General features: G+C 62.4%; 9 protein-coding genes and 1 riboswitch. Of the genes, 6 read left to right on the top strand and 3 right to left on the bottom strand.

The window, feature by feature from the left end:
- Positions 1–7: 7 nt before the first annotated feature.
- The 5 genes from VZC39_RS13075 (at position 8) to mgtE (ending at position 7,341) form a co-directional block, all read left to right on the top strand.
- Positions 8–1,105, top strand: a complete 1,098-nt coding sequence (locus tag VZC39_RS13075) for a flagellar basal body P-ring protein FlgI (protein ID WP_349918484.1) — start codon at positions 8–10, stop codon at positions 1,103–1,105.
- A 107-nt stretch (positions 1,106–1,212) separates the two neighbouring features.
- A complete protein-coding gene (gene flgJ / locus VZC39_RS13070) occupies positions 1,213–2,301 on the top strand; it encodes a flagellar assembly peptidoglycan hydrolase FlgJ (protein WP_434663049.1) in 1,089 nt (362 codons plus the stop codon).
- A gap of 3 nt (positions 2,302–2,304) precedes the next feature.
- Positions 2,305–4,305: a FlgK family flagellar hook-associated protein gene (locus tag VZC39_RS13065; protein ID WP_349918482.1), complete on the top strand. Its 2,001-nt coding sequence runs from the start codon at positions 2,305–2,307 to the stop codon at positions 4,303–4,305.
- Positions 4,306–4,308: 3 nt separating this feature from the next.
- Positions 4,309–5,517, top strand: coding sequence for a flagellar hook-associated protein FlgL (gene flgL / locus VZC39_RS13060; protein WP_349918480.1), 1,209 nt, complete (start codon positions 4,309–4,311; stop codon positions 5,515–5,517).
- A 186-nt stretch (positions 5,518–5,703) separates the two neighbouring features.
- A riboswitch (M-box (ykoK) riboswitch) is annotated at positions 5,704–5,873 on the top strand.
- Positions 5,874–5,997: 124 nt separating this feature from the next.
- On the top strand, positions 5,998–7,341 hold the full coding sequence (gene mgtE, locus VZC39_RS13055) for a magnesium transporter (protein ID WP_434663047.1): 1,344 nt from the start codon (positions 5,998–6,000) through the stop codon (positions 7,339–7,341).
- A gap of 70 nt (positions 7,342–7,411) precedes the next feature.
- On the opposite strand, the gene ppx is transcribed toward mgtE, so the two are convergent.
- The 3 genes from ppx to VZC39_RS13040 form a co-directional block, all read right to left on the bottom strand.
- Complete coding sequence (ppx, locus tag VZC39_RS13050) at positions 7,412–8,902, bottom strand: exopolyphosphatase (protein WP_434663044.1); 1,491 nt, start codon at positions 8,900–8,902, stop codon at positions 7,412–7,414.
- Positions 8,892–10,961 (bottom strand): polyphosphate kinase 1, encoded by a 2,070-nt coding sequence (gene ppk1, locus VZC39_RS13045; protein WP_434663042.1) that lies wholly within the window; start codon positions 10,959–10,961, stop codon positions 8,892–8,894. Before ppk1 ends, ppx begins: the two co-directional genes overlap by 11 nt.
- A 75-nt stretch (positions 10,962–11,036) precedes the next feature.
- A complete protein-coding gene (locus VZC39_RS13040) occupies positions 11,037–11,549 on the bottom strand; it encodes a glycine cleavage system protein R (RefSeq protein WP_349918476.1) in 513 nt (170 codons plus the stop codon).
- Between the two features lie 192 nt (positions 11,550–11,741).
- Between VZC39_RS13040 and VZC39_RS13035 the strand changes: the two genes are divergently transcribed.
- Complete coding sequence (locus VZC39_RS13035) at positions 11,742–12,596, top strand: DUF2726 domain-containing protein (RefSeq protein WP_349918475.1); 855 nt, start codon at positions 11,742–11,744, stop codon at positions 12,594–12,596.
- The last annotated feature ends 109 nt before the right edge of the window (positions 12,597–12,705 follow it).

Here is a 12,705-nt window from a genome sequence, read left to right as displayed (position 1 = left end):
AGCTCTCATGAATCGACTTCGTCTGCTCGCCTTGCTGTGCTGCTGCCTGCCGCTCGGGCTGGCACACGCCTCACGCATCAAGGATCTCACCTCGGTGGAAGGGGTGCGCAGCAACCAGCTGATCGGCTACGGCCTGGTGGTGGGCTTGCCCGGCACGGGGGAGAAGAACAACGCCTTCACCGAGCAGACCTTCAGAACCATGCTCAACAACTTCGGCATCAAGGTGCCGGATAACATCAAGCCGAAGATCAAGGACGTGGCGCCGGTGGCGATTCATGCGGATCTGCCTGCCTTCTCCAAGCCGGGCCAGACCATAGACGTCACCGTCTCCGCCATCGGCGAGGCGAAGAGCCTGCGCGGCGGCACCCTGCTGCAGACCTTCCTGAAAGGGCTGGACGGCCGCGTCTACGCCGTCGCTCAGGGCAGCCTGGTGGTGGGGGGCCTCGGGGCCGAGGGGGCGGACGGTTCCAAGGTGGTGGTCAATACCCCGACCGTGGGGCGCATCGCCAACGGCGCCACCGTGGAGCGTGAGGTGCCGAACTCCTTCAGCCAGGGCGACACCATCACCTTCAACCTGAATCGACCGGACTTCACCACCGCCCGGCGGGTGGCCGACGTGGTCAACGATCTGGTGGGCCCGAACACGGCCCAGGCGCTGGATGCCACCTCCATCAAGGTGTTTGCGCCCCGGGATCCGGGTCAGCGGGTCTCCTATCTCTCTACCATCGAGAACCTGGAAGTAGATCCGGCGAGTGAATCCGCCAAGATCATCGTGAACTCGCGCACCGGCACCATCGTCATCGGCAGCGAGGTCAAACTGCGGCCGGCGGCCATCAGTCACGGTGGCCTGACGGTCACCATCGCCGAGAATCAGCAGGTCTCCCAACCCAATCCGCTGGCCGGTGGCCAGACGGCGATCACCAACAACTCCACCATCAACGTGCAGCAGGATCCGGGTCGGATGTTCAAGCTCGACACCGGCGCGACCCTGGACGACTTGGTGCGGGCGGTGAATCAGGTAGGGGTAGCCCCAGGCGATCTGATGGCCATCCTGGAGGCCCTGCAGCAGGCGGGCGCCATCCAGGGTCAGCTGGTGATCCTGTAAATGGGTGTTTGTGTCGAGGCGGTGATGCGAAGCCTGGTCACTCGGCGGGAGGCCATCTGGTCGACGCCGGGCGGCAAAGGCTTGCCACGGGCGGCAACGAGGTAGGTATGGCAGAGTTCGACACCCAGAGCGGGATCAACCTTGGCATGGTGCAGGACGTCCAGAACCTGGACAAGCTGCGCCGGATGAGCCAGAGCAAGGAGGGCAAGGGAGAGGCGCTGATGGCGGCGGCTCGCCAGTTCGAGTCCATCTTCACCCAGACCCTGTTCAAGGGGATGCGCCAGGCCAACGCCGTGCTGACCGAAGGCAATCCCATGAACAGCAGCTACACCCAGTTCTACGAGGGGATGCTGGATGAACAGCGGGTCGCCGACATGTCGAGCAAGGGGGGCCTTGGCATCGCCGAGATGGTGGCCAAGCAGCTGGCCCCCGAGCAGAAAACCTTCACCCACAACGATGGCCGGGTACTCAGGCTGCCGGAGCGCACCGAGCGGGTCTACAAACCCTACCAGCCTCCCACCTCGGCACCGAACGATCTGATTGCGGCCTCAAAAGTTGGCAAAGATTTTGCTGATAACGAGATGGGGGGGAGCCAATCGACGGCCACTTCCCACCGCCGCCGTGCCATTCCCCCCATGGGGCCGGCACAAGGCATCGCCGCCGGACACAGCAGAACATTGGACAAGACGGCGCTGGTGTTCGACAGCCCGGAGGAGTTCGTGGACAGGTTGATGCCGCTCGCCAAGAAGGCGGCGGACAAGCTGGGGCTGAGCCCGGCGGTACTGGTGGCCCAGGCGGCCCTCGAGAGCGGCTGGGGCAAGCGGGTGATCAAGGACGGGGAGGGGCAGATAACCCACAACCTGTTTGGCATCAAGGCTGATCCTCGCTGGGATGGTCCCAAGGCGGTGGTGAGCACCCTGGAATACGAACAAGGGGTGGCCTCACGCCAGAAGGCGGCGTTTCGCTCTTACGAGTCGTTCGAGGAGAGCTTCAACGACTACGTGGACTTCCTCACCTCGGGCACCCGTTACAAGGGGGCATTGGCCAAGGTGGACAGTCCGGATCGCTACTTCGAGGCGCTGCAACAGGCCGGTTATGCCACCGACCCCCAGTATGCCAGCAAACTGAAACAGGTATTGCGCAGTGACGCCATCGCCGGCTACTCCGCAACCGGCAACACAGAGATGGAGCTGTAAGCTATGGCAAGCGATCTGCTTGGAATTGGAACCTCGGGTGTGATGGCCCAGCAGCGATTGCTGCAGACCACCAGTAACAACATCGTCAACGTCAATAGCCAGGGCTATGTACGTGAACGCACCCTGGTGTATACCAACTCCGTCGGATTGGGGACGGGCGACATGGTGACCCAGCGGGTCATCAACAGTTATGCCCAGGGGGAGGTGCGTCGTGACACCTCCGCCTACCATGCCTCCGGCAATCGCTACGATCAGCTGTTCCAGCTCGACAGCCTGCTGGGTGACAGCAGCAACAGCGTGGGCACCACCATCACTTCCTATTTCAAGGCCTTCCACACCGCCAACGAGTCACCGGCCGAGATCGGGGGTCGCAAGACCACCCTAAGCGAACTCAATGGCATGGTGAACCGCTATCACACCCTCTCCGCCCAGCTCGACAAGCAGTCGGACACCATCAACGCCACCATCGGCGACGAGACCGACAGGGTCAACAGCCTGCTCCAGAGCATCAACGATCTGAACCAGGCCATCATCCGCACCCAGGGGACGCCGGAAGAGAGTCTGATGCTGTTCGATCAGCGGGATGAGGCGGTGCGTCAGCTCTCCGAGAAGATGGAGATCCGCACCGTCACCCAGCCCAACGGCAGCATGCTGGTGAACATGAGCACGGGCCACTCCCTGGTGCTGGATGGCGGGGTCGCGCAGTTCAAGGTGGTGGCGGGCAACCCCGACTCCCGGGACTCGACCCTGCAACTCACCCTCGGCACCAATAAGGCCGACATCAACGATCAGGACATCGGCGGCGGTATCGGCGGCCTCTTTGCCGCTCGCCGGGATCTGGAACCCTCCAAGCGGGAGCTGGGGCAGCTGGCCGTCGCCATGGCGGATGCCATGAACCAGCAGAATCGGCTGGGGATGGATCTGGACAACGAGATTGGCGGGGATCTCTTCACCCTCGCGGCCAGCAAGGGCCTGCCCTATGGCAGCAACACCGGCAGCGGCGCTGCCAGCGTCAGCTTCGTGCCCGGCAAGGGGACCGAGGTGACCACCTTCGATTACGAGGTGAAGTTCAGCAGTGCCACCGGTTATGAGGTGTTCGCCATCGATGGCAGCGGCAACCGTACCTCTCTCATGACGGGCACCACGCCGCCTGCCAAGGTGGGCGTGGCGGGACACGGCATCGAGATCGATCTTTCCGGTACCCCGGCGGCAGGGGACAAGATCCTGTTGCAGCCGACCAAGTATGCCGCCGCAGGACTCGAAGCCGCCATCACTCGCCCGGAGGATATCGCACTGGCATCCCCCATCAAAGCAGATAAAAATTCTCAGAATATCGGCTCCGGTGAAATAAAAATGACCGGTGTCTACAACACAGGGACGGGCTCGGGGTTTGGCACCAACAGCCTGGATCCCGCGGCGCCCCAGGTGGTCAAGATAGACAACAGCGGCAACTACGAGGTCTATGCGGCGGACGGCACCACCCTCATCGGGGTGGCACCGGCTTCGAGCAAGGGGCAGAACCTGATGGCCGCCCTCGAGAGCCCGCTGGGAGGCCCCAAGGTGTATGCCGATCCCAAGACGGCGCCGGGTTATGACGTCAGCATCACCGGCAAGGTGGAGGCCAAGGACAGCTTCCATCTGAGCTACAACAAGGACGGTTTCGCCGACAACGCCAACGGTCTGGCCCTGGCGGAGCTGCAAAACAAGGAGCTGGTGCGCAAGAACAACAATGCCGCCACCAGCAACGACAAGATGACCTTCAACGATGCCTACAGCGCCCTGGTGACCGGAGTGGGCAACAAGACCAGTCAGGCCAAGACGTTGTTGCAGGCCAACGAGGCCAAGTTGACCCAGAGCACCGGCATCTACGAGAGCGTCTCCGGGGTCAATCTGGAGGAAGAGGCGGCCAACCTCATCCGCTTCCAGCAGTCCTATGCCGCCTCGGCCCAGATCGTCAACACCGCCAAGACCATCTTCGATACCCTGCTGTCGTCCGTGAGGTAATCCATGCGCATCACCACCAACATGATCTACGACCGCAATCTGGCCACCATGAGCAAGGTCAGCGAGCGCCAGAACACGGCTTACAACCAGCTGATGACAGGGGACAAGTTCACCCGGGCGGGGGAAGATCCCTCCGGCATGAGCCAGAAGCTGGCCCTGACCAAGGAGATCGACCTGTTCAAGCAGTACAGTGTCAACGGCAGCCTGCTGGAGAACAGCCTGGGCCACGAAGACACAGTGCTATCCTCCATCAACACCGCCATGTTGAGCGCCAAGACCCTGATCCAGAAGGCGAACAGTTCCGCCATGGGCAGCGAGGAGCGCAGCGCCATCGCAAGCGAACTGGAGGGGCTGCAAAAGCAGATGTTCGATCTGATGAACAGCAAGAACTCCCAGGGGGAGTTCATCTTCGGCGGCAATCAGAGCAAGACCCAGCCCTTCGTCAAGGATGCGAGCGGCAACTATGTGTTCCAGGGGGACACGGGCCAGCGCAGCATCCAGGTCTCGCCGACCGTGCAGATCCCGGCCAACGATTCGGGCTTCGATCTGTTCGAGATGGTGGCGACCCGGCGCACCGCCAGCGCCACCAGCGGCAACATCCAGGTGGGGGTGGGGGATCAGGGCAACTTCGAGAGCTTCTATCGCAACAACTACGACTCCGCACTGCCCAGCAACGAATTCACCGTGAGCACCCTGGCGGGCCCGCCGGATACCTACGAGATCAAGGACAGTGGCGGTACTGTGGTGCAAAGTGGCGACTACAGCGCGGGCAACAAGATTGCCTTCAACGGGTTGGAGCTGACCCTGGACTTGCCGGCGGGCAGCGCGGATCAGACCTTTGCCCTCGATGCCCCCAAGAACGACAACATACTCAACGGTATGTCCGACTTCATCTCGGCCTTGCGCGACCCCAACATCTCGGCGGATGACTTCCAGCTGGCGGTGGCCGACGCTACCACCCACATGGACAACGCCAGAACCAAGGTCGATCGAAGGCAGGGGGACGTGGGCAGCCGGCTCAACAGCCTGGAACAGGTGATGAGCTCGAACGATGGTCTCAGCACCCTGAATCAGCAGGCCAGGGCCAAGGTCTCCGAGGCGGACATGTACGAGGTGATCGCCGCGCTGTCGAAGGAAGACGCCGCCATGAGCGCCTCCCAGCTCGCCTTCAGCAAGATAAGCAAGCTGACCCTGTTCGACTATATCCGCTGATCTCCGCTCGTTGACCGTGACTCCCCCGTGGCCCTGGCCCGGGGGAGTCGTCATTTCAGGGCCCTTTATTTCAAGGCCCTCTCGGCCAATTTGTAACAACCCGTTGCAAGGGGCCACGGCGCCTTGACTCCCGGTCGCACCTCGCCGATGATGCCGCCCGCATGGCCAAGGGCCCTGCATCTATTCGCAGCATCTCGTTAGGCGAGGCTCCTGCATAAACACAGGCCACTGATCTCACGACGTCCAGAGACGCCCAAGATCAGGACAGTTTTCATCGGATTAAGGTGTCAACCCAAGTGGCTTCCGGCGTGCCGGATACGTTATGCAGTGCTAAAGCTGGTACGTGGGGATGAAGACACGCCGGACGGCGTCATTTCCTGCCTGTTACTCGTCAATCAAATTGCTGTTTTCTTGCAAGCGGCGGCCGCGGTTCATCGGCTGCTTCCGGGCCTGCCCCGGGATCACATGAGGACATCTGTGATGAAGAAAACACACCATCTGCTCAACCGTCATCAACTGCTCGACCTGGCTGCCCTGCAGGGCTGGCTCGCCCGTACCCTGGATCCTGTCCAGCGAGCCGACCAACTGCTGACCCTGCGCCCGGAAGAGCTCAACTGCATCTTCGACACCCTGCCAGCTTCGCAAGGGAGTGACCTGCTCGTCTCCCTGCCACCGGATGGGGCCGCCAGGCTGCTGCTGCGCCTGCACGCCAGCATACTCGGCGTGCTGCAGGGGGCCATGCCGCGGCGCGAGCTGCTCGGTATCCTGCGCAAGCTCGATGAGAGCGAGCGCCGCAAACTGCTCGCCTGCCTCCCCGAACCGGCGCAGTCGGGGCTATCCACCCTGCTGGAGTGGCCGAGTGATTCGGTCGGGGCCAACATGCGTCACGAGTTCGTCGCCATCCATGAGGGGGAGACGGTGGCGATCGCCAAGCAGCGGATCCACGACGCCTGGGACAAGGGGTTGCCGTTCCAGCAGCTTTACGTGGTCAGCGGCGATCAGCGCCTGCTCGGCAGCGTCACTCTCAAGTCTTTGCTCATCGCCGACCCTCAGCGGCCGGTGAGCGAGCTGATGGACAGGGAGGCGGTGCGCATCGACGCCCGTGCGGATCAGGAGCTGGCGGCCCGTCTGCTCATCGATCGCGACATCTCGACCCTGCCGGTGGAGGACAGGGGACGGCTGGTGGGGGTCTTCCACGTGGACGACGCCGCCGACATCCTGGAGCTCGAATCCACCGAGGATGCGGAGCTGCAAGGGGGCTCGTCACCGCTGGATACCCCCTATCTGCAGGCGACGCCCTGGCAACTGTGGCGCAAGCGGGTGGGCTGGCTGCTCGTCCTGTTCGTGGCAGAGGCCTACACCGGCACCGTGCTGCGGGCCTTCGAGGAGCAGCTGGAAGCGGCCATCGCCCTGGCCTTCTTCATCCCGCTGCTCATCGGCACCGGTGGCAACAGCGGCACCCAGATCACCACCACCATAGTGCGTGCCATGGCGGTGGGGGAGGTGAGCATGAGAAACCTCGGCACAGTGCTCAAGAAGGAGCTCTCCACCGGTCTGCTCATCTCCATGGCCATCGCCCTGGCGGCCTGGGTGCGGGCCTGGAGCCTGGGTGTGGGCCCCGAGATCGGCATGGTGGTGACCCTGACCATCATCGCCATCGTGCTCTGGAGCGCCACTGTCGCCTCCGTGATCCCCATGGTGCTGCGCCGCTTCAGGATAGATCCTGCGGTGGTCTCAGCCCCCTTCATCTCCACCCTGGTGGATGGCACCGGCCTCATCATCTACTTCGAAATTGCCAAGTGGCTGTTGCCGGAGCTGCACTGAGCAGACAAGAAAAACCTGCATAAGCAAAGAGGCAGCCACCGGGCTGCCTCTTTGCATCAAGGAAGGGGCGCTAACTCAGTTGAAACAGCAGGGGCCAGCCCTGCTCCTGACAATAACGGTGCTCCTTCTCCAGATTCTGCATCAGCAGGCGGTTATCCTCGCACCACTCGGTCGGCAATGTGACCACCAGCTGATCCCCGGCGGCAACCACCCTCAACGGCGGCAGCAGATTGTCCTGGCGCCGGTGGTGGGCCGCCACCGCGAGGCGCAGGATGCGGATGCAGCGCAGCACCGTCTGCTCATCGTGGTTGGGCAAGGCGGGCAGTTCGGCGAGCTTGAGCCCCTTGCGCTGGAAGCGCACCAGGGCCGCGAGCAGGGCCTGATCGTCCTGGTTGAAGCCGGGCAGGTCGGTGTTTTGCAAGATGTAGGCGGAGTGCTTGTGGATGCCGCTGTAGTTGATGGCAAGGCCAATCTCATGCAGCCGCGCCGCCCAGCCGAGGATGGCGCGATAGGGCTCGATGGGCATCTGCCAGGGATCGCTCAGGGCATCGAACAGGGCCAGCACGCTCTGTTCGACCCGGGCCGCCTGGCGCTTGTCGATGCGGTAGTGGCTGATGAGGGCAAGGGCGGTACGCTCGCGGATGTCGTGGTGTTGCAGCCGCTCCTCGAACTCGTACAGCAACCCTTCACGCAGGGCGCCGTCGGAGTACTCCATCCGCTCGATGGGCAGGGAGGTGAAGAGCCCGATCAGGATGGCGACCGCGGCGGCGAACACCCCCTGGCGCTCCTCGGTGAGACCCGCGAGTTTGAGCTGCTCGACCTTCTTGTGCTTGAGCATCTCGGTCTTGAGCTGCTCGAGCCCCGCCAGCGTGATGCTGCCGTCGGTCCACTCTTCCCCCTGCAAGACGTCCCGCACGGTGCGAATGGAGCCCGAGCTGCCAAGGCAGCTCTGCCAGCCGAGCTTGCGGTACTGGTTGATGATGGGGGCGAGCTGGTGCTGGGCCTCCAGCACGGCGGCGTTGAAGGCCTTCTCGCTCAGCTTGCCGTTGCCAAAGAAACTCTGGGTGAAGCTGACGCAGCCCATCTTGCGGCTGGTGAGGGCCTTGTGTTCGAACCCTTCGCCGATGATGAGCTCGGTGCTGCCACCGCCGATGTCCACCACCAGCACCTGGCCTTCGATGTGCTGGGTGTGCGCCACCCCCTGATAGATGAGACGGGCCTCTTCCTGGCCGCTGATGATCTCGACCGGGTGATTGAGCACCAGGGCGGCCTCGCGCACGAAGTCACGGGCGTTGCTGGCGCGGCGCAGGGTGTAGGTGCCGGCGATGCGGATCTGATCCGGCTTGATGTTGGTGAGGCGCTCGGCGAAGAGGCCAAGGCAGTCGAGGCCGCGGGCCATGGCTTCCTCGGACATGCGGCGCTGCTCGTCCATGCCCTCCGCCAGGCGGACCCGCTCCTTGATGCGATCGACGATCTGCATCCGCCCCTCGGCGAGGCGGGCGATGACCATGTGAAAGCTGTTGGAGCCCAGGTCGACAGCGGCGTACAGACTATTGTCCATGGTTTGACTCTATGCGTTTGAGATAATCGTAAATCGCCACCTGGGAGCGCACCTTGCGGCGGTTGCCCCGCTTCACGTACTGGTTGCTCTGATCCGCGTCGATGACGCGGGCCTTGCAGGTGTCGCCGAGCTGCAACTGGAGAATGTCCAGGATCCGCTGCTTGAGGCGCTCGTCGTAGATGGGGGTACCCACCTCGATGCGGCCGTCGATATTGCGGCTCATCCAGTCGGCGCTGGAGATGAACAGCTGGGGGTTGCCCTTGTTGTGGAACACCATGACGCGGGGGTGCTCGAGGAAGCGGTCGATGATGCTGATGACCTGGATGTTCTCGCTCAGGCCCGGCACGCCGGGGCGCAGGGCGCACATGCCGCGGATGATCATCTGGATGGGCACCCCGGCCTGACCGGCCGCGTAGAGGCGGTTGATGAGATCCTTGTCCACCAGGTTGTTGATCTTGAGGGTGATGCCGCTTGGCTGCCCCGCCTTGGCGTTGGCCAGCTCGTTGTCGATGAGGCGATAGAGCTGACGACGGCTGTTGATGGGGGAGACCAGCAGGTGGTTGAACTTGTAGCGCCGGTAGGGGTACTCGATGTACTCGAACACCCCCTCCACCTCGGCGGTGATGTCCGGGTGGCGGGTCAGCAGGGAGAAGTCGGTGTAGATCTTGGCGGTCTTCTCGTTGAAGTTGCCGGTGCCGATGTGGGCGTAGCGCACCGCCTCGCCGTGTTCGTGGCGGGTGATGAGGCAGAGCTTGGAGTGGATCTTGAGGCTCGGCACCCCGAACACCACCTTGACCCCCGCATCGGTGAGGATGTTGGCCCAGTCGATGTTGGCCGCTTCGTCGAAGCGGGCGCGCAGCTCCACCACCACGGTCACCTTCTTGCCGTTGTTGGCGGCGTCGATGAGGGAGTGAATGATGCGCGACTTCTTGGCGACCCGGTAAATATTGATGCGTATGGCGCTTACTGCCGGGTCAAACGCTGCCTGACGCACCAATTCCGTGAAGTGATGGAACTTGTGATAGGGGTAATACAGCAGAATATCCTGCTTGGCGATGGCGTCGAAGGCGTTGACGAAGCCGTCGAAGTCGCGGCAATCCAGCGCCGGCAGCTTGGGGTTTTCGAGATAATCCCGGCCCACGTTGGGGAAGCCGATGAAGTCCTTGAAGTTGTGATAACGACCGCCGGGCATGATGGCGTCGTATGAGCTTATCTGCAGCTTGAGTTTGAGGAAGCTTATCATGGCGGCGGGCATCTCCCGCTCGTAGACGAAGCGCACCGGCATGGCGGTGAGGCGCTGCTTCAAGCCATCACTCATCTTGTCCACCAGGCTGAGGTCTAGCTGGTCGGAGAGATCGTATTCCGCGTCCCGGGTCAGCTTGACCGCGTAGGCCGCGATTTCGTCGTAGTCGAAGAAGCCCTTGAAGATCTCGTCAAGACAGAAGCGGATGACGTTGTCGAGGATGATGATCTGCTTCTTGCGGCGGGTGCCTTCCGGCGGCAGCTGGAAGAAGCGGGGCAGATCGTCGGTCGGCACTTCCACCAGGGCGTACTGGATCACCTGGCCGTTCTTCTTCATTTCGACGGCGAGGTAGGTGTGCTCGTCTTTCAGGAACTTGACCGGGTTCACTTCCTTGTTCAGCAGGATGGGGATGATGTGGCGCAGCACCTTCTCCTTGAAGAAGACCCGCAACCACTGCTGAATGGCATCGGAGAGCTGGTTCTCGTTGACCAGGAAGATGTTGTGGCGGGCGAGGGCGATCAGCAGTTCCTTGTAGGTGTTGTCGAACGCCTCGCCAAGGGCCATCACCTTCTGCTGGATGGCCCGCAGCAACACCTTGGCCTCGTCGTCACCGCCGTGCACCTCGTTGATGAGAATGCGGCGCTTGACGTCCGAGACCCTGACCTTGAAGAACTCGTCCTGGTTGGAGGAAAAGATCCCGAGGAAGCGAACCCGCTCGATGAGGGGGACCGTCTTGTCCATCGCCTCTTGCAACACCCGTTCATTGAATGAGAGCCAACTCAGCTCTTTCTCTTCATACTGCTTGTCGGTGCTCATATATGCCTCTGTGATCCGGTTGCATCTGGCCGGCAGTTATGGGGTCAAACCATGACAAATTTATGACAGCCGGCGCTATTCGGTGAGGTCTTGATCGATATCGACCACCAGATCATCGGAAAGGGACTCCAGCGCACTGATGAGGGCATCCAGTTCGAGCTGGGGGGGCAGGGCCACCAGGGCATGGGCGTAGAAAAGCGGAGCGCCGGAGTGGGGGGCCGGTTCACAACCGGTGGTGAGGTCCGCCACGTTGATATTGAGCTGACGCAAGATGCTGGCGACCTCGTGGACGATGCCGGCCCTGTCGTTGCCGGTCACGCTCAGCATCACCTGGCGGGCGGGTTCCGGGCTGAGCTGACCTTCGGCGAAGCTGACGGTGAGGCCAGGCAGCATCACCAGCGCCTCGCACAGGCTGCGATAGTGCTCATCGGGGACGCTGACGTGTAAGATGCCGGCAAATTGTCCGGCCAGCTCGCTCATGGAACTGGCCAGCCAGTTCCCTTGCTCATGGCTGATGGTATTGGCCAGGCTCTCGACTATACCCGGCTTGTCAGCCCCGATGACGGTGACGACCAATTGCTTTTGCATCCTGCTCTCCTTTGAATGAGTTCCACCAGCATTGTGCCTGCTGTGGCAGGTCATATGAAGCCCCGCCGTGCGTAAAACCCATGAAAAACCCCGATCCCCGAGCTCGCCCTGCTGCGGGCGATGCGCGCCCTCTTGCCCCTGTGGTAAAGTGGCGCTCCTTCTCTCTCATTGTGTGAATTGGACAGTACCCTCATGAATACCCTTGTCGTATCGGGATTGGTGTTATTGGTGCTCCTGCTGCTGGCGATCTTCTGGTCCCGTGGCAAGCAGGGCAAGACGTTGCCCTATGATCTGCAGGAAACTCTGTTCAGCCCGGCGGAGCGCTCCTTCCTTGGGGTGCTGAGCCTTGCTGTGGGTGACAAGGCGCGGGTCTTCGCCAAGGTGCGGGTGGCGGACGTGCTGACGCCCGAGGCGCGCATGGGCAAGAGCAAGTGGCAACAAGCGTTCAACAAGATCAGCGCCAAGCATTTTGACTACCTGCTCTGCCACCCGGGGGATCTCTCCTTCCTCTGCGCGGTCGAGCTCGATGACAGCTCCCATCGCCACCAGAAGCGCAAGGCCCGGGATCAATTCCTGAAAGAGGCCTGCGACAGCGCCGGCCTGCCGCTGCTGCAGATCCCTGCCAGCAGCCACTATCAGGTGGAGGATCTGCGTGAACAGCTGCTGCCGCTGCTTGCCAGGACGACGGCCCCTGCCGAGGATCTGCTGCCCGGTGAGCGGCGCGAGCCGACCTTCAATCCGCTGCAACTGGATGGGGTGGATCTGAGCGAGAGCCATCACGGACACAAATCGGTCAGCCCGCAGCCCGGGATCGCCACTGTGACGCCGGAGAAAGGGATGCCGGAACCCGAGCTGCTGGACAACCTGTTCAGCGACCTGGAGGAGGAGGAAGAGCGTCCCCAGGCGCAGCCCCACTGCCCGCGCTGCGACGCCCTGCTGGTGGAGCGGGAGGCCAAGAAGGGCCCCCATGCCGGCCGCCTGTTCCTCGCCTGCAGCCGCTTCCCGCAATGTCGCTACGCCGCTCCCCGGGAGCAGATGCATCACTGACATCCCAGAGGGTCCCTTGTGGACCCTTCTTTTTTGATAGTCCCCTGTCATCTTCTATTCTTACCCCGCTGGCAAGATGCCCGTACCGTGATCCCGTCCACAGAGAGGC

This window comes from Aeromonas sp. NJAU223 (assembly GCF_051125555.1).
Taxonomy (GTDB): domain Bacteria; phylum Pseudomonadota; class Gammaproteobacteria; order Enterobacterales; family Aeromonadaceae; genus Aeromonas; species Aeromonas veronii_G.
This window is presented reverse-complemented; position numbering and strand designations above follow the sequence as displayed.

Coding starts and splice junctions, on each gene's coding strand:
- flgL (WP_349918480.1), top strand. CDS start 4,309: ATGCGCATCACCACCAACATGATCTACGACCGCAATCTGGCCACCATG.
- mgtE (WP_434663047.1), top strand. CDS start 5,998: ATGAAGAAAACACACCATCTGCTCAACCGTCATCAACTGCTCGACCTG.
- VZC39_RS13035 (WP_349918475.1), top strand. CDS start 11,742: ATGAATACCCTTGTCGTATCGGGATTGGTGTTATTGGTGCTCCTGCTG.
- flgJ (WP_434663049.1), top strand. CDS start 1,213: ATGGCAGAGTTCGACACCCAGAGCGGGATCAACCTTGGCATGGTGCAG.
- VZC39_RS13065 (WP_349918482.1), top strand. CDS start 2,305: ATGGCAAGCGATCTGCTTGGAATTGGAACCTCGGGTGTGATGGCCCAG.
- VZC39_RS13040 (WP_349918476.1), bottom strand. CDS start 11,549: ATGCAAAAGCAATTGGTCGTCACCGTCATCGGGGCTGACAAGCCGGGT.
- ppk1 (WP_434663042.1), bottom strand. CDS start 10,961: ATGAGCACCGACAAGCAGTATGAAGAGAAAGAGCTGAGTTGGCTCTCA.
- ppx (WP_434663044.1), bottom strand. CDS start 8,902: ATGGACAATAGTCTGTACGCCGCTGTCGACCTGGGCTCCAACAGCTTT.
- VZC39_RS13075 (WP_349918484.1), top strand. CDS start 8: ATGAATCGACTTCGTCTGCTCGCCTTGCTGTGCTGCTGCCTGCCGCTC.